The sequence below is a fragment of the Acidicapsa dinghuensis genome (assembly GCF_025685685.1).
GTDB lineage: Bacteria > Acidobacteriota > Terriglobia > Terriglobales > Acidobacteriaceae > Acidicapsa > Acidicapsa dinghuensis.
Genome location: NZ_JAGSYH010000009.1, coordinates 198,146 through 214,335 on the forward strand (window position 1 = coordinate 198,146; position 16,190 = coordinate 214,335).

The 16,190-nt window shown below is 58.0% G+C and carries 18 protein-coding genes; 8 read left to right on the forward strand and 10 right to left on the reverse strand.

Going from position 1 to position 16,190, the window contains the following annotated elements:
* The first annotated feature begins 32 nt into the window (after positions 1 to 32).
* The 6 genes from OHL22_RS22900 (at position 33) to OHL22_RS22925 (ending at position 5,213) form a co-directional block, all read left to right on the forward strand.
* Positions 33 to 1,241: a M20 family metallopeptidase gene (locus tag OHL22_RS22900; protein WP_263342126.1), complete on the forward strand. Its 1,209-nt coding sequence runs from the start codon at positions 33 to 35 to the stop codon at positions 1,239 to 1,241.
* Positions 1,242 to 1,401: 160 nt separating this feature from the next.
* Positions 1,402 to 1,908 carry a YxiG-like protein gene (locus OHL22_RS22905; RefSeq protein WP_263342127.1) on the forward strand — a complete coding sequence of 169 codons (507 nt, stop codon included), beginning with the start codon at positions 1,402 to 1,404 and terminating at the stop codon, positions 1,906 to 1,908.
* A 316-nt stretch (positions 1,909 to 2,224) separates the two neighbouring features.
* Entirely contained in the window at positions 2,225 to 3,865 is a 1,641-nt protein-coding gene (locus OHL22_RS22910; protein WP_263342128.1) for a glycoside hydrolase family 32 protein, read from the forward strand.
* Positions 3,866 to 3,982: 117 nt separating this feature from the next.
* Positions 3,983 to 4,267: a DUF2089 domain-containing protein gene (locus OHL22_RS22915; RefSeq protein ID WP_263342129.1), complete on the forward strand. Its 285-nt coding sequence runs from the start codon at positions 3,983 to 3,985 to the stop codon at positions 4,265 to 4,267.
* 15 nt (positions 4,268 to 4,282) lie between these two features.
* Entirely contained in the window at positions 4,283 to 4,639 is a 357-nt protein-coding gene (locus tag OHL22_RS22920) for a hypothetical protein (protein WP_263342130.1), read from the forward strand.
* Positions 4,640 to 4,751: 112 nt separating this feature from the next.
* The gene (locus OHL22_RS22925; protein ID WP_263342131.1) at positions 4,752 to 5,213 is read left to right on the forward strand and encodes an SRPBCC family protein; all 462 of its coding nucleotides are present in this window, start codon (positions 4,752 to 4,754) and stop codon (positions 5,211 to 5,213) included.
* 521 nt (positions 5,214 to 5,734) lie between these two features.
* Here OHL22_RS22925 and OHL22_RS22930 read toward each other — a convergent pair.
* The 6 genes from OHL22_RS22930 to OHL22_RS22955 form a co-directional block, all read right to left on the reverse strand.
* Entirely contained in the window at positions 5,735 to 6,328 is a 594-nt protein-coding gene (locus OHL22_RS22930) for a hypothetical protein (protein ID WP_263342132.1), read from the reverse strand.
* A gap of 245 nt (positions 6,329 to 6,573) precedes the next feature.
* Positions 6,574 to 7,779, reverse strand: coding sequence for a 5-(carboxyamino)imidazole ribonucleotide synthase (purK, locus tag OHL22_RS22935; protein ID WP_263342133.1), 1,206 nt, complete (start codon positions 7,777 to 7,779; stop codon positions 6,574 to 6,576).
* Entirely contained in the window at positions 7,776 to 8,291 is a 516-nt protein-coding gene (gene purE, locus OHL22_RS22940; RefSeq protein ID WP_263342134.1) for a 5-(carboxyamino)imidazole ribonucleotide mutase, read from the reverse strand. Before purE ends, purK begins: the two co-directional genes overlap by 4 nt.
* Positions 8,292 to 8,363: 72 nt before the next feature.
* Entirely contained in the window at positions 8,364 to 8,582 is a 219-nt protein-coding gene (locus OHL22_RS22945) for a hypothetical protein (protein ID WP_263342135.1), read from the reverse strand.
* 207 nt (positions 8,583 to 8,789) lie between these two features.
* Entirely contained in the window at positions 8,790 to 9,290 is a 501-nt protein-coding gene (locus OHL22_RS22950; protein WP_263342136.1) for a hypothetical protein, read from the reverse strand.
* Positions 9,291 to 9,410: 120 nt separating this feature from the next.
* Positions 9,411 to 9,839, reverse strand: coding sequence for a hypothetical protein (locus OHL22_RS22955; protein WP_263342137.1), 429 nt, complete (start codon positions 9,837 to 9,839; stop codon positions 9,411 to 9,413).
* Between the two features lie 1,142 nt (positions 9,840 to 10,981).
* Between OHL22_RS22955 and dnaN the strand changes: the two genes are divergently transcribed.
* Both dnaN and OHL22_RS22965 read left to right on the forward strand, forming a co-directional pair.
* Positions 10,982 to 12,115 carry a DNA polymerase III subunit beta gene (gene dnaN, locus OHL22_RS22960; protein ID WP_263342138.1) on the forward strand — a complete coding sequence of 378 codons (1,134 nt, stop codon included), beginning with the start codon at positions 10,982 to 10,984 and terminating at the stop codon, positions 12,113 to 12,115.
* Between the two features lie 139 nt (positions 12,116 to 12,254).
* Positions 12,255 to 13,019 carry a hypothetical protein gene (locus OHL22_RS22965; RefSeq protein WP_263342139.1) on the forward strand — a complete coding sequence of 255 codons (765 nt, stop codon included), beginning with the start codon at positions 12,255 to 12,257 and terminating at the stop codon, positions 13,017 to 13,019.
* A gap of 577 nt (positions 13,020 to 13,596) precedes the next feature.
* Here the strand turns inward: OHL22_RS22965 and OHL22_RS22970 are convergent.
* The 4 genes from OHL22_RS22970 to OHL22_RS22985 all read right to left on the reverse strand — a co-directional run bounded on the left by OHL22_RS22970 (position 13,597) and on the right by OHL22_RS22985 (position 16,016).
* On the reverse strand, positions 13,597 to 13,998 hold the full coding sequence (locus OHL22_RS22970; protein WP_263342140.1) for a DUF1801 domain-containing protein: 402 nt from the start codon (positions 13,996 to 13,998) through the stop codon (positions 13,597 to 13,599).
* 85 nt (positions 13,999 to 14,083) lie between these two features.
* Positions 14,084 to 14,938, reverse strand: a complete 855-nt coding sequence (locus tag OHL22_RS22975) for a sigma-70 family RNA polymerase sigma factor (protein WP_263342141.1) — start codon at positions 14,936 to 14,938, stop codon at positions 14,084 to 14,086.
* Complete coding sequence (locus tag OHL22_RS22980; protein WP_263342142.1) at positions 14,935 to 15,417, reverse strand: carboxymuconolactone decarboxylase family protein; 483 nt, start codon at positions 15,415 to 15,417, stop codon at positions 14,935 to 14,937. Before OHL22_RS22980 ends, OHL22_RS22975 begins: the two co-directional genes overlap by 4 nt.
* Before the next feature lie 143 nt (positions 15,418 to 15,560).
* Positions 15,561 to 16,016, reverse strand: coding sequence for a VOC family protein (locus tag OHL22_RS22985; protein ID WP_263342143.1), 456 nt, complete (start codon positions 16,014 to 16,016; stop codon positions 15,561 to 15,563).
* Between the last annotated feature and the right edge of the window lie 174 nt (positions 16,017 to 16,190).

Below are 16,190 nucleotides of genomic sequence, written 5' to 3' on the forward strand. Positions count from 1 at the left end.
GCTAACTGCACCAGATATGCGACAGTATCTGCATGGCTTCCATCCCCATGCGCGCCTTACTCGCAGGCGCCCGCCGCAAGCAGCCCGGCCTGCTCAATCTCGCAAAACGGCTGGTCCTCTGCGAATCCCCTTCCGACTCCAAGCCTGCCGTCGATGCATGCATGGACCTCGCCGCCGCGCATGCCAAAACTCTGGGTGGTCGCATCAAACGTCACCGCCAGGGCAACTACGGAGACGTCCTCGAACTCCGCTTCGGCCCCCGCAATCCTGCGGGGCGAATTCTGCTCCTCGGCCATCTCGACACCGTATGGGCCCTCGGCACTTTCAAAACCATGCCACACCGCATCGCACCCGACGCCAACGGCCACCAGCGCCTGTGGGGACCCGGCACCCTCGACATGAAAGTCGGCGTAGCGATGGCTTTCACCGCCATCGAGCTGCTCATTGAAGCCGAAGCACTCACCGCCACGCGAACAAAGCAGCCCGCTGGAACCGAGATCATCCTTCTGCTTAACAGCGAAGAAGAGGTTGGCAGCCCCGTCTCGCGGCCCATCACCGAATCCCTCGCCCACGAGTGCTCCGCCGTCTACGTCCTCGAACCCGCGCAAGTTCTTGCCTACAAGACCGCCCGCAAAGGCACCGGTAACTGGCGGCTCACCGTCCACGGCGTCGCATCGCACGCCGGCGTCGACTTCACCCGCGGCCGCTCCGCCATCCTCGAGCTAGCGCGCCAGCTCGAACGCATCAGCGCTTTCACTGATCTCAAGCGCGGCGTCACCGTCAACGCCGGAGTCATCGGCGGCGGCACCAAATCCAACGTCGTCCCCGCCGAAGCCTGGGCTGAAATCGACGCCCGCATAGCCCGCAACTCCGACGGCCGGCGCATCGAGCGCAAATTCGCCGCGCTAAAGCCCACCCGCAACTCCGGCTGCACCCTGACGCTCGAAGGCGGCATCAACCGTCCGCCCATGGAGCGCACCCGCGGCACCGTTCAGCTCTTCCGCCGCGCCCAGGCTCTTGCCGCCGAGCTCGGCCACGACTTCGACCCCATCACCCACACGCAGCTAGAAGAAGCCTCCACCGGCGGCGCATCCGACGGCAATTTCACCTCAGCCCTCGGCATCCCCACCCTCGACGGTATGGGAGCCGTAGGCGAAGGTGCCCACGCCACCCATGAATCCGTCCTGATCGACCACCTCGCCCCGCGCACGGCTCTACTTGCCGCCATGCTTGCTGAATGATTTGATATGGGGCGACGAAGCAGCCCTGGCCGGAGAATTCTAACGGGCAATCATCCGAAATGCGCACGAGCGATGAATGCATCAGGCAAACCAAGACCATGATTCACACGGGTAAGATTCAATCAAAGCCAAATCCTGGCTAACGGGCTGGAAGATATCTATGAGTAGTGATAACGGGACCGAGAATCCTCTTGGTAAATTGCTGGATGGCACTCTCTCTGAGTACGACTTCGGAGTTTTAGAGCATGGTTTCTTTCCTCACGGCAGGGACTACAGATTTGTAATTCAAGACAGCTTGTGCAGCTATCCCGAAACATATGAACTGACTTTCACGCATGTCGTCGATCTCAAGTATGAAACGCGGGTGGGCGAAAAAGTCTGGCAAATCTCATGGACAGATGAGTTCACCGACTACGCCCAATGGAAGAGTGCTGGTGAACCCGACGGCTATGTTTTTGGTACGGACTGGTCTCTTGCGTATCCAGGGATAAATGCTGACGCTGAGGCACAAGATTGGTCAAAACGGCTTGAGCGTCCAATGTTTTCGGCGAGTATTGAGACTGATCGGTTCTATATTTCGCTCGTTTTTAGTGAAGTGCGCTATCGCAAATTGTCGGATGAAACCGGAGTAGTAAGGAAAGTCATAATCCCTTTGCAACCTCACTGATCACTTGGAACAGTTAGGCCCAGCCTTCGCGACGACCCGTAGCGCAAGATCAGCAAATAATCTATACGTGTTCTGTTAGCACGTGAAGTTCGTCGGATTTCCTAAGTTCACTTTCTGTCATGACACCGCTTTAGCCGTGCGGGGAAGTCGGTAATCGCTTCAAGCCCGACGGACGCCTTTTCAAGCATAAGGTCATATTCAGGATGATTTGCTTCTCCTGCTCGCGCACTTTATCGCACACCAGTCCCCATCCTCATCACGTATCATCTCGTTGCAACCGAATCGCGACATCAAACCCATCAGGAAAGAACCCGCCATGAGGATCCCGCGCCGCCGCTTCCTGTCCAGCACCCTCGCCCTCGCCGCAGCCGGCACCCTCTCGCGTTCCACCATCCTCAGCGCTCTTGAAGATCAAACCACCCCCACCGAAGCCGAGCTAGCCAAAGACCCGCGCCGCCCGCAATACCACCTGCTCCCCGCCCGCAACTGGATGAACGACCCCAACGGCCCAATCTACTGGCGCGGCAAGTACCACATGTTCTTCCAGTACAACCCCCACGCCGCCGTCTGGGGAGACATGCACTGGAACCACGCCGTCTCCGCCGACATGATTCACTGGCGCCACCTGCCCATCGCCCTCGCGCCCACCCCCGGCGGACCCGACGCCGACGGCTGCTTCACCGGCACCGCCGTCGTCAACAACGGCGTCCCGACGCTTATTTATACGGGCGTCAAAACCGTCCCCAAATCCGAATCCACCCTCGACGACGGCCACAACATCTACCGCGAAACCCAGCTCTACGCCACCAGCTCCGACCCCATGCTCGGCTCATGGACCAAGCGCCCAACGCCCGTCATCCCCGCCCCACCGCCGAGCCTCAAAGTCACCGGCTTCCGCGACCCCGCACCCTGGCGCGAGCCATCCCTCGCAGGCGGCCAATGGCTCATGGCCGTCGGCTCCGGCATCCAGCACCAGAGCGGCATGCTCCTGCTCTACAAATCCCCTGATCTCCAAAACTGGGAATACCTGCACCCCCTCCTCGGCGGCTCAAAAACCGGCGGCAGCGCCTCCAATCCCGTCGACTCAGGAGACATGTGGGAATGCCCCGACGTCTTCCCCCTCGGCAACAAGCACGTCGTCATCTACTCCACGCAGGGCAAAGCCCTCTGGAAAGTCGGCCAGATCGACCCCAACGAGCTTGTCTTCCATGAAGAACAAAGCGGCGTCCTCGACCACGGATCTTTCTACGCCCCCAAAACCCAGCTCGATAAATCCGGCAACCGCATCCTCTGGGGCTGGATCCCCGAATCCCGTCCCGAAGCCGAATACCACGCCGCCGGCTGGTCCGGACTCATGTCCCTGCCGCGCCAGCTAACCCTCGGCCCCGACGGCCGCCTGCGCATCGCCATCGTCCCGCAGGCAGACAAGCTCCGCAAACACGAGCAGAAGCTATCCCTCAACCCCGCAAAAGACGGCAGCAAAGAGCTAGAAGCCAGCGCCCGCATCCACGACGCCTGCGCCGAGCTCCAGTGCACTGTCATCCCCGGAGCAGACGGCAACTTCGCCCCCTTCTCGCTCGACCTGGTCAACACCGCCAGCCGCACCACCGCGCCCACCACGCCCACTGACGCTGGCAGCGACGCCACACCAACAACCTCCCCGACCAGCATCCTTTCCATCCGCTACAGCCACGCCAACCCCAAAGAACTAGTCGTCGACCAGGCCCGCCTGCCCCTCAATCTCACCGCCGGCCAGCCACTCGACCTGCGCTTCTTCATCGACGGCTCCGTCATCGAACTCATCGCATGCAATCAGGCAGCTTTCACCAAACGCTTCTACTACCCCGGTCAATCAGCCCCGGAAATAGCCATCAGCATCACCGGCGACATAAAGGCCATTCAGCGCCTAAGCCTCTGGCCCCTCAACCCCATCTCCCAAGACCGTCTGACGAGTTAGTTTGTTGCCAGAGATCGAGACTTAAATAAAATTAAGTTTTTCTTGAATTTTATTTAAGTACGGCGTACCGTCATCGTCATGGAGAAAACCGATCCCAATTCCTCCGGGAGTAGACATTTGCTGCTCTCCCTTCCGGACGAAGATCGGGATTTCATCCTGCAATTCGTACTGGCTTCCGGTTCGCTCAAGGAAATGGCGCAGCTCTACGGCGTCAGTTATCCCACGATCCGCGCCAGCCTCGATCGCATCATCAGCAACCTGCGGCAAGCTCTCAATGGACAGCCGCCAGATCCCCTGACCGAACTGCTCGCCCGCCTCATCGAGCGTGGCGAGCTCAAACCTGCAACCGCCAGAACCATTCGCTCCGTCTATCGTGAGGCTCTGGAACGTAAAAGCCAGTGACGCCGGAGGAAACCAATGAACTCAATCTTCGAAGCAATGCGCCAGATCAGTCACTATCGCACCCTTATCGCCGTCGGGCTGCCTCTGCTTGGCGGAGCCATGGTCATCGCCACCAGCACACTCACGCCGCGCGGCAAAGCCAAAGGCATCCTGACAGGAGCCTATCTCCTGCTCGCCTGCATCGGCGCCAGTTGTCTGCTCTTTTCACTCATCGCCGCCGTCGCTCATCAGCCCAGCGAAGTGTTTCTGCCCCTGCTGCTGCCCGGCATCGTCCTCACCGTAATCATGGGCATCTTTTCGCCCGCCATCATCCGCGAATATCAGCTCTTCGAGTTCCGCAAACTAGCCGCCAATCTCTTCCGGCATAGTTAACCCAAGGCGGCACCCGATCCTCCGTCGCATTCGGATCCAAACCCCTGACCACTTCTCCGCTAGGCAGCCTGCCAGTTGGAACCCGTCGAGAGGAAAAGTCGTAAGCGGATCCGTGCAGCTCCAATCAAGCATCCTCATCCACCGCACCCCCGAACAGGTCTGGAGCTTCCTCGGCGACCCCACCAACGTACCCAAATGGGACCGCGGCGTAGCCGGTGTCGAAGAAACCACATCGCAGCCTACCGGCATCGGCTACGAATTCAACACCGTAGCCCACGACCGGCTCAACCTCCCCGACCAGGGCCGCATGACCTATCGCATCAAAGAGAGCAATCCCGCAGCAGGACGCTGTATCGTCGAGCTCACCAGCCGCACCGGCAATGCGCGCTTCTTCAAAACCGCCGAGTGGCGCTTCGACATCCACCCAGCTCCTGAAGGCTCCCACCTCAACTGCACCGCCATCTTCACCCTGCGCTGGAACTATCTCTTCTTAGGCCCTATGCTCTACCTCGGCCGCAAGCAGATCATGATCGACCTCGAATGCCTGAAACAAGCTATCGAATCCAACCGATGACCTTTTTCGCGCAAAGCGCGAACCGGAGGGAGCCAAGGGCTTCAGCCCTTGGAAAGAAGCACTCATCAAAACAAAAAACGAGGGGCCTCGACGGCCCCGAGCCTTTCCAAAAGCCTGGCTCAACGCGGCCTACCTTTCGCAGCGAAGAGCATAAGTGAAGAAACCGATTGAGCCAGCGTGCGATATTACAGCCGTGGAAAAAAGTGAGAGCAGTCGATATCGGATTGTCTTGGCTTGTGAAGGCATCCCAGATCGACAGGGGCAACAAGCGGCCCTAGACATCGCGGAAGAGTTCACGCATCGGCCGTGGCATGAGAACGTCGAATGTAAATGAAGCGATGGATCTCTACTCTTAAGCGCAGAGAACGACTATGACCCCCACGGTCTCGCCCTGATCGATGAATTCTCGGATGCTATCTCTGCCTGCACCTCTGCCGATTTCGGCTACAGCATCCGGCTCGTATCCGCCATCGCTGTATGACAGCTCGTATCTTGAAAAGAGCGAGTTTCCGGTTTGCCTATCACACGCCCGTGATCTCAGCCGCGGATGCGCATCCAAGAAGCGGCCAATCGGCGGAATACACAGCGAAGATGCGAAGAGCACCTGGTTCGCAGCCGTCGAATTTGCCGGTGTTCAATGCTGTATACGCTTCATCAAATGTGTCGAATAGGCAATGAGCGTTGGTGGACAGTTTTTCCGCCAAGCCGTTGCATGAAAGAGGAGAATGCTCAGGGGCAGGCGAGTTTTCGACCCAAAAAGTGACGATATCGAAACCTTCCAGTTGCTTCTGAGTTGGCGCAGTCACATGTGGCTGGACGGGCCAGACTGGACCCGGCGAAAAGGGCCGCCAAATGCCATCGAAAAGCTCTAATTCATAGACTTCGTAATAGAACAGCTTTGTGTCTTGAATGTCGATGGAGTTTTCCAATGCGAGACTTTGGATCAATTCGGGATTATCAAAGAACCACCAACAGTTGTGTTTCCAGTAGTTAACGTAGTCCGCAAAGTCATCGTTCACACAGGCGCCCACAGAGTAAACATCTAAAACCTGCGATGACTTAAGCCAGCCGGGACTACACTGTACGCGCTTTGCCATGTAGCCCATGGGAATCATGTGGATCTAGTCTATCGCTCCGATAGGCGTTCTATCATTGGTTCCCGATGTGCGGTCGCAAGAAACGCAAACTACAACTTCCGTTGGCCTCGAAAAGGTTCTTTGTGCAACAAATCCGGGCTGTTACGCTGGATTTTATCTAGCTCTCAAACCAAGCTCTGTGCGGCCACCAGTTCGAACAGGCGCTCACATAAACACAAAAAGCGGGGGAGAGGCTCGACGCCTCTCCCCCGCTGTGCTGATCCCTATTCCCTGGTCCCTAAGCGCCGATAGGCGCTAAGCACCCGCTCCAGCGCCTCATCCGCCGTAGCCCCCGTAGCCGAAAGATGCCCCATCTTCCGCCCCACGCGCGCAGAATGCTTCTCATACAAATGCAGCCGCACCCCCGGCACCGCGAGCGCCGCGGCAAAATCCGGCTTGCCACTCGCGTTAACCTTCGCCGCATCCAGCCAAACCTCACCCAGCAGATTCACGATCGCCGCCGGAGTCAGTATCTCGGTATCCCCCAACGGTAAGTTGCAAGTAGTCCGCACTAACTGCTCAAACTGGCTAGTAGCGCAAGCCCGCTCGCTCTCGTGATAACTGTTATGCGGCCGCGGAGCCAGCTCATTCACCAGCAGCTCCCCGCTTTTCGTCACAAACATCTCCACGCACAGCAGCCCCTCAACACCCAGCCCGGCCACAATCCCGCGCGCCTGCGCTTGAGCACGTTCCTCCAGCTCCGCCGGAATCCCAGCAGGCAGCACACTCCACGCCAATATCTGCCGCTCATGATGATTCCGTGCCGCCGGATAGCTCTTTACCTCACCCGCAGGCGACCGCGCCGCCATCACCGAAATCTCAAAATCCAGCTCCAGCGCCTGCTCCGCAATCCCGGCCCACTCCGCGGCAGAACCCTTTAGCTCGCCCCACACCTGCGCCACAGCGGCCTCGTCCGCAACGCTATCGAGACCAATCCGAGCCTGCCCGCGCCCGTCATATCCACCACGCGCAGTCTTCGCAAACACCCGCCCGCCCAGCACGGCAACAGCTTCGTGCAGCTCAGCCTCCGACCGCACCACGCGAAACGCGCCCACCGGAAACCCATGTTCCGCCAGCCACGTCTTCTGCAGAATCTTGTCCTGAATAATCCGTATCGACTCCACGCCCGGCCGCAGCGGAGCCAGCGCCGCAACTTCACGCAGCGCACCCACTCCAATCTGCTCAATCTCCAGCGTCACCGCATCCGCGCCACAGGCCAGCCGCCGCGCCGCCTCCACGTCGTCCCATTTGCCGGTGACCACTTCATCCACCACAAAACTCGCCGGGCACTTCTCTTCGGGGTCCATCACCCGCACGCGATACCCCATCGTCCGCGCCGCCATCGCCGTCATGCGCCCAAGCTGCCCGCCACCCAGAATCGCGATCAGCCCACCCGGCTCCACCACTAGCTTCTTCTCAGGCTCGCTCACGCCGTCGGCTCCGCAACCAGCGCCTGCGCCATAACCTCAGCCGTCCGCGCCCTGCGCCAGGCCGCCAGCTTCTCCTGCAACACAGCATCGCCGCTCGCCAGCATTGCCACAGCAAACAGCGCCGCATTCGCCGCCCCCGGCTTCCCAATCGCAAACGTCGCCACCGGAACACCCTTCGGCATCTGCACAATCGACAGCAGCGCATCCATCCCCAGCAGCCCCGTAGCCGCCACCGGAACACCCAGCACAGGCACAGTAGTCTTCGCCGCCAGCATTCCCGGCAAATGCGCCGATCCGCCCGCGCCCGCGATAATCGCACGCAGCCCGCGCCCCTGCGCCGCCTCGGCATACGCAAACAGCAGGTCCGGAGTCCGGTGCGCGCTCACCACCCGCGCCTCATGCGCTACGCCAAACTCGCGCAGCACCTCCACCGCCGCCTCCATCACCGCGTAGTCGCTCTTCGACCCCATCACCACACCCACCAGCGGCGCAGCATTCCGTCCATCGCTCATCCCGCGATTATAAGGAACCCAGGCGTCGTTATCAGCAGTCGTTCACACTCCACATTCACACTTCCCACTGCCTTAGTGCCTCTGCCAAACCTCAAACGCCGCCTCCACCACCGCCATCACCACACTCACCGTAGCCATCATCCCCTTGGCCCGCTGCAAATTCTGCTCATGCCGCTCCACCCGCCGCTCCAGCTCCCCCAGCCGCCCGGCATTCCCATCCCCCACCAGCCCCACCATCTGCGACTTCAGCACACTCAAGTCGCTCAACACCTGCGCCTCAAACTCATTCATCATCCGCATCCCAAACCCCAGCGCACACCGGTCCCTGATCCCGTCCCGTTGCCCGAATCTCGTTCGAATCACCACAAATCAGCGTGCCCCATTCATTCGGCCTGCCTTTGGCCGAATGAGTGGGAAACTAACCCAGTCAGCAGCACCAGCTCCGATCTCTGACCCGTGACCCGTGACCCGTGACCCGTGATCTCTGATCTCTGATCTCTAACTAAGCGGCAGATTCACAAACACCCCAGCCGAAAACTCCGAATAATTCGGCGGCACACTCCCGTCATACATCCGGATATAAAACCGATCCGCTTCCGTCGCCCGCGGAATATCGAAAGTCGATACCGACGACCGGATCACCAGATCCGCATCCATCCCCGCCCGAAAAGCAAAATCCCTCCGCCGCACCTCAAACCCACCACTAGTCGGAGGCGTCAAATTCATTGCCACCGTCACCGCAGTCGCCGAAATCCCCGTAACCGCAAGCTGATTCAGATTCGCCAGATACGTCGGCCCAACCGCCGCAGGCAGCCACGCATCCACTGGCACCTTCTTCGACGTCTTCACCGACAGGTCGTTCGCCCAGTCATTCGAAAACGCAATCGCATACCGCACCACATCCGGCGAGCTAGCCGAGTACTGCAGCGTCACAGCTCTCACCACCACCTGCGCGTTCAACGACCCACCGGAAACCGGCACAGAAGAAGCCCGCAGCAACACCTCATCCCCAGGCCATCATCGCCCCGCCAGCAGTAGCAGCCGCGCTCTGGGTAGCCTGCAGCGTGCTTTGCCCCGTACCCGCCTCCGGCGCAAACACCCCATTCAACGACTCTGCACTCACCGGTCCCGCAACCGAACCGCCCCCCAGTGACAACAGACTCCCCGTAGCCTGATCCACATAGTGCTTAGCCCCTGAGGCGAATCCTCTTTGATCGTTCCCGTAACGACTCCCTCATCCCCGTCGCCCTCTTCTTCCAGCGCCTTCGTCAACAACTGCCCCAGGCTCTCCGTGGACACAGGCGAACCTATCCGCCGCACGTAATTCTCCGCGTACTCCATCAGCGCCTTCAGGCTGGGGATATTCCCGTCTTTCGCGAAAGTCAGAAGCTTATCGGTAATCGTCTTCGCATCCACCGACAACCCATCGTAGGAAAGCCTCTGAATCAGCTCCGATCCCTTCTCCGCCATCTCCGGGCCCGAAACTTCCCCAACCTTCGCCTCATCCGCACACCTCTCTACCGCGTCTTTCCCTTCCTCGTTCCCCATTTCACCGCCCGACGCCGGGCCTGTCGTAAACAGCCCGACAGTTCTTCCCCGCAAAGAAATCGGGGAGCAGCCCAAAGCCGCTCCCCGTCCACTCCACCGGAATATCTCTAGCCTACCTGTTTCCCCAATAATTCCACGCAATCGCGGAAATTCCTTATAACTTACTGATATGCAATGTCTTACCAGCAAATCAGCCATTCAACCGTCGATCCGGCGCAAAAATCTCTCTCCTCCCGCATTCATCCCCTGACAATCTCCAATAGCCGCCCTCTTTTCCACGCGCCCGTCAAACCCTGTGCATACTGTGGAACAGCCATCACCCCTGCAAAACCCCTCCATCCCATCCCCGCATCAACAGCGCACAAAACCATCCTTTCCACGCCTCGCACCCGCAAATCCACATCCCTTTCGCGCTCTCATGTGGGAACCGTGTAAACCCCAACCCCCAATTCACCCCTCTTTTCCCATCTTTCCACTTCCCCTCAATTCCACAGCCAGGTTTTCTAAAACTCACCCCTTACTCATCTCCAACACCTCACACCACATCCACCCGATTTCCACTTTTCCCTCAACAACGGTTACGACGGCGGAGCTACTAAGTCTTTCTTTAGTTCAAAACTCACTACTCGCCCTACCCATTCCTCCCTTGTCATCCTGAGCAGAGCGAAGGATCCACTTTTGCCATTGCCTTTCGCTGGCTTCCCCACCAATCGGGGTGCCCCCGGTCTCGATTCTGAGACCGGGGAACCGCCACCGCTGGCGTCACCACAGTCCAGCTCTTGCTTTTCTGTCTGTCATCCCCGAAGGGGATCTGCTTCTCACACCCCACACTCGTCCTCCCCCGATTTCATCGCTACCACCCCCTTTTTCCACGAACCCGCCATTCCGTATTTGCATACAATCAACCCAGGCCAACACCGCAAAACATGCGCGTTTCAGGCCTCGCGTCCAGTGGTGTACATTGGCATCACGCCAATCAATCGGCGCATGATGCCTCCCGGCGCACCACACGCGCAATCACTGCGGCCACAGCCGTAAAACCACGCGTTCGCTCGCTTGAGAGGAATCTGACAATGCCAGGGCTGGAAATCGAACCGATCGAATCATCAGCATCGAATACGTCTTCCACAGAAGGACCTGCAATGGAAATCACCGTTACACGTCAGGAACTGCTCAAAGAGCTCACCGCCATCCAGTCCGTAGTCGAGCGCAAAACCACCATTCCCATCCTCTCCAACTTTCTCGTTGAGGTCAGCGAAGGCCCCGAAGGCAGCCGCATCAACATCACCGCCACTGACCTCGATCAGGCCATCCGCACCAGCACCGCGGCTAAGGTCAAAAAGGCCGGCGCCTGCACCATCCCCGCGCGCAAGCTCTACGACTACGTCAAGCTCCTCCCCGACGGCGACATCTCCATCAAGCTCCTCGACAACCACTGGGTCCAGATCCGCTCCGGCCGCAGCAACACCAAGATGGTCGGTCTCGGCCGCGCCAACTATCCCCAGGTTCCCGAGCTCCCCTCAGCCTCCGGCGTCAAGATTCCCTCGCTCGTCCTCAAAACCCTCATCGCGCGCACTATCTTCTCCATCTCCAACGAAGAGTCACGTTACACCCTTAACGGCGCCCTGCTCATCCTCAAGGCCGAGTCCATCGCCATGGTCGCCACCGACGGCCACCGTCTTTCCTTCGTTGAAAAATCCGAGCAACCCCTCGAAGGCGTCACCGGCGAAAAGCGCATCCTCATCCCGCGCAAAGCCCTAGCCGAGCTGCAATCGCTCCTCTCCAATACCGATGTCGAAACCATCGAGTTCGCCGATGACGATCTCTGGCTCTTCTTCCGCATCGGCCATCGCACCCTGTCCAGCCGCAAGCTCACCGGCCAGTTCCCCAACTACGAAGCCGTCATGCCCCGCGACAACTCCCGCTTCGTAGTCGTCCGCACTGCAGAGCTAGGAGCCGCCATCGGCCGCGTAGCCCAGTTCGCCGACGAGCGCAGCCACGCCGTCCGCCTCAAGCTCGAGCAGAACGAGCTAAAAGTAAGCGCCCAGTCCAACGAAGCCGGCGAGTCCGAAGACAGCATCGAAACCCCCTACACCTTCGACCCCATCGTAGTAGGCTTCAACAGCGATTACGTCCTCGACTTTCTGAAAGCATTAGGCAACGAAGGCGAAGTCCGCCTGGAGTTTAAAGACAGCCAGTCCGCCGGCCAAATGCGCCCCGAAGACCCAGACGCAGAATACAAATACCGCTACGTCCTGATGCCCATGCGCATCTGACGACCTGCCGTCCAGGCAATTAAGCGCTCCGCGCAAAAGCGCCATAGCAGAGACACAAAGGCCGGCTCGCACCGGCCTTTGCTTATTTCCGGCCAAGACGCACAAAAAGAGGAACCAACAGTTCGATTAGAGTTGATTCATGAACCCAGTAGTGTTGCATGTTGAGCCTAACAATCACGAAACAGATGGGAGAATAGAGAGGGTCGCTAACCAAGTTCGCGATTACTTCACTCTCAACTTTGCTATGCCGACGAATGCACGAGTTATCTGTTACCTCGACGGCACTGATAGAGATTGGTTGAAACAAATGTGGGGTGGAGCTTCAAATCGAGGAGTTCATTGGCCCATAAGAGGTCAAGGTCTCCATGATTGGCCTCAGGATATGTGGTGTACGATAGCCTGTTCTGATCCTCCATCCGGAGAAATTGATTGGCCGTATGAAAGCGTCATCTATCTCCACGGAAGCACCTGTCAAATAGAAGTTCAATTAGCAATGACGCTCGCTCATGAGTTACAACACTTCCTGCAGTATTCCCATCAACGGCAGACATGGGCAATCAACACATTGCTCGCGAAACTTCCATATCTGCCTTCGGCGGACCTAAATCACTGGTACGACCTTCCAGCCGAAAGAGAAGCTAGAATCATCGGCAAGCGCGTGTCAGAAGCCATTTTCGGTAAATTAGTGGTGAATAACCACATCGAGATTATGGCCCGCACAAGTTGCTCGGTCGAGGATGCTGCCGATTGGAGTTTCATACGAGCCCTCGATAGTAACGAGGCCTATGACGTCAGGGCTGCCACCATCCCTTTTGTAGAGAGACACCGCCAAGGATTAGAAGATTTGCAGCGCACGACATTCTCAGCCGACAAGGACTTGGGAACTGTTAGTCTCGATATATAATGTTTCTCACCCGCAAAGTTTTGTTCGTTCTGTGGTCGTAGAACCAAAGCTCGATCTTTGGAACGAGTCTTGTATGAGGGGCTTGAGATCCAATTCGCGAAAGCGCGAACCAAGGTAGGCCGGGGATTCATCCCCGGCATCAGCCGCCACTCTCGGAAGGGGTTTTAACCCCTGAGGCGAGCTTCTAATCGAATAAAAGCTCCCCAATAAGCCTCACTCTAACTTGACCATCCACTGCGTAGAAATGGACAAAGGAATGCTACCCCTGATACCTTCATGTACCGAGAAACACTGGCCACGTCGAAGTTTCTTCCATAACTGATACGAATTTATGACCCTCCTCTATCATCCAGCGACCCTCAAAAATTGGCTCCTCATCGTCCCTCTCGCCATCGCCATGATCTATTTTCGTTCCCGGAACCTGCGTAAACCCATGCGGTTCCGCGCAGGCTTAACCCGCAAAACAACGGAAATACGGGTCGATTCGGCCAAACCAGGCTTCGAGTCAGATTTCAAAAACGACAAGATAAGCTAGAAAAATTTCCCTCGCCCACTACCGCAAGTAAGATACCCGCGGTTAGCCGTTCTCGACACGGGATTTGATATCGGCATAAGCGGTCTCGATCAGCTTCTGAAGCGCTTCGTTATCGATGGACGATTCCAGGCGCAGCTTTACGTGGCGCATGAATTTGCCCGTACCTTGCAAAAGATGCGCCGGGTCGGGCAGCGATGCACCCTGGAAGAAGCCCACGTTAACATGCGCGGTGAAGACATTGACGTAGGCAAAGGGCACATCTCCGAAGCAGGCGACCGGGCAGCCGTCGTGCATGATTTCGCGGACTTCGTCTCCGCAGTTGCGCATCACCTGAAACCACTGATGCGCGATAGCGCCAAGTGGCCCAGGGCGCTCCTCAAACCATGCGTCGATCGCGGCATCATGTTCAAACGCGGTATCGAGGCGGAACAGAGTTGTGTTCATAACCTAGGGCTCCCGCAGTAATCGATGACTACAGGAAACTCTATCTCAACCGGTCATTCACACAGTATCTCGAAAAACAGAAGAATCAATGCAGATGCTTCAGCTTGTCGGGGTTGCGCACTACGTAGATCGCCGCGACCTTTCCATCTTCAATTTCGAGCGCGGTTGTCTGCAGCTCTCCATCGGCTTCCAATGTCACGAAGCCGGGCAAACCATTAATGAAACCGGCACGCACAAATTGAGTCTTGGAAAACAAGGCCGCCACCCGTTCGAAGAGCTTCATGACAGCATCGAATCCAAGGATCGGGTAAGGGATTGCCGGACGCTTGCCACCACCATCGGCATGCAGACTGACATCGGCTGCGAGCATCGCGCCGAGCGATTGCATATCGCCGCCGCGCGAAGCTTTAAAGAACGCCTCAGCAAGCTCAAGACCGCGCTGCTGTTCCATCTGAAAACGCGGTCTCGCCTCTCGAACATGATCACGTGCGCGCGCAGCCAACTGGCGGCAGGCAGCGGGGTCGCGCTGGATGGTAACTGCCACCTCATCGAACGCCACGCCGAAAACATCGTGCAGCAGAAAGACTGCGCGCTCCAGCGGCGAAAGACGTTCAAGCGCAAGCATCAGCGGCAGGGTGACGTCTTCAACTTCTTGCTCTTCGACAATCGGATCAGGAAGCCATGGGCCGACGTAGGTTTCGCGCTGATGGCGCGCTGATTTGAGCTGATCGAGACAGAGGCGCGTAACGGTGCGTCGCAAAAACGCCTCCGGCTCGCGAATCTCGCCGCGGTCAGTGTTCATCCAGCGGAGAAATGCCTCCTGCACGACATCTTCAGCGTCGTGCACCGAGCCAAGCATGCGATAGGCAACGCGCATGAGTTTCGGACGCAGCGGCTCGAAGCTGGCCGCTGCATCCTCTTGTTTTGTGCCAGTTATCAAGCGGCAACCGCCTTCGCTGCCTTCACAGCTACTTTGACGTCCTCAGGATCGGCCCACGCCTTGAACCCGACCGCGATGCGATTCCAGCCGTTAATGATGTTGATCAGCAGGGTAAGCTTGACTTGTTCTTCGTCAGTGAAATGAGCCTTGAGAGCTTCATACGCAGCCTCATGCGTATGGCCTTCAGAAAGCCGTGTCAGCGCCTCAGTCCAGCCCAGCGCGGCACGCTCACGCTCGGAATAGCACGGAGCTTCGCGCCATGCCGGCAAAAGATAAATGCGCTGTTCCGATTCTCCATCTTCGCGTGCGAAGACCGTGTGCATATTCAGGCAGTTAGCGCACCCGTTGATCTGCGAGGCGCGAATCTTCACAAGCTCACTGAGGCTGCGCTCAAGGCTTGAGTCTATAAGGACAGATGTGCGATGCCACTCCGACATGAGTTTCGGAGCAGCGGTAAGAGGATTCAATCTGGCGGTCATGAGCAATCTCCTTTTCCAGTACTGCAACCATGACGAGAGAGCAGCTACGAATGTGACATGGCAAGGAAAAATTGCGTCAATACGCACGGGTTAATGCGCGCCGACCTCGAAACAACGGCTTGTGGAGTGCTGCTTGAGGACTCTCAGCTTTCGCGTGCTGCCGCTTCGAGCGCTGCAAGGTCCATCTTGATCATGCCCATCATCGCCTGCATGGCTTTGGGATGGTCGACCAGTTGGCCGATGTTGCGAGGCACGATCTGCCAGCACAGGCCGAAGCGGTCCGTGAGCCAGCCACAGGCCATGGGCTTGCCGCCTTCGATGAGCTTGTCCCAATAACTGTCGATCTCCTGTTGAGAGTCGCAGCGGACGAAGTAGGAAAAAGCCGGGTTGAGCTGATAGGCGGGGCCGCCGTTGAGAAAGACCATCTGCTGCCCTTCCAGCTCGATAGTAATGGTGGCGATTTTGCCTTCAGGCCAGGGGCCGACGCCTTTGGAGCGCAGTTCCTCGACCTTGTGGGCGTGGGGGAAGACGCTCAGGTAGAACTCAGCGGCTTCTTCGGCGTTGTCATTGAACCAGAGAAAAGGGGCTACTTTGTTCATGGGTGGCATGGTACCAGCCCGGAGTGTCAATGGGGTGATTTTATGGGAGCACTTGCCGGGTTAATTTTGGTTGAATGGACATCCATTATCCCACCCTGAGGTTGGTGGTGGGATAGGGGGTTAAAAGACGAGGGTAGGTACTCGGTCACGGAGATACACTGGTGATCGTTCAGT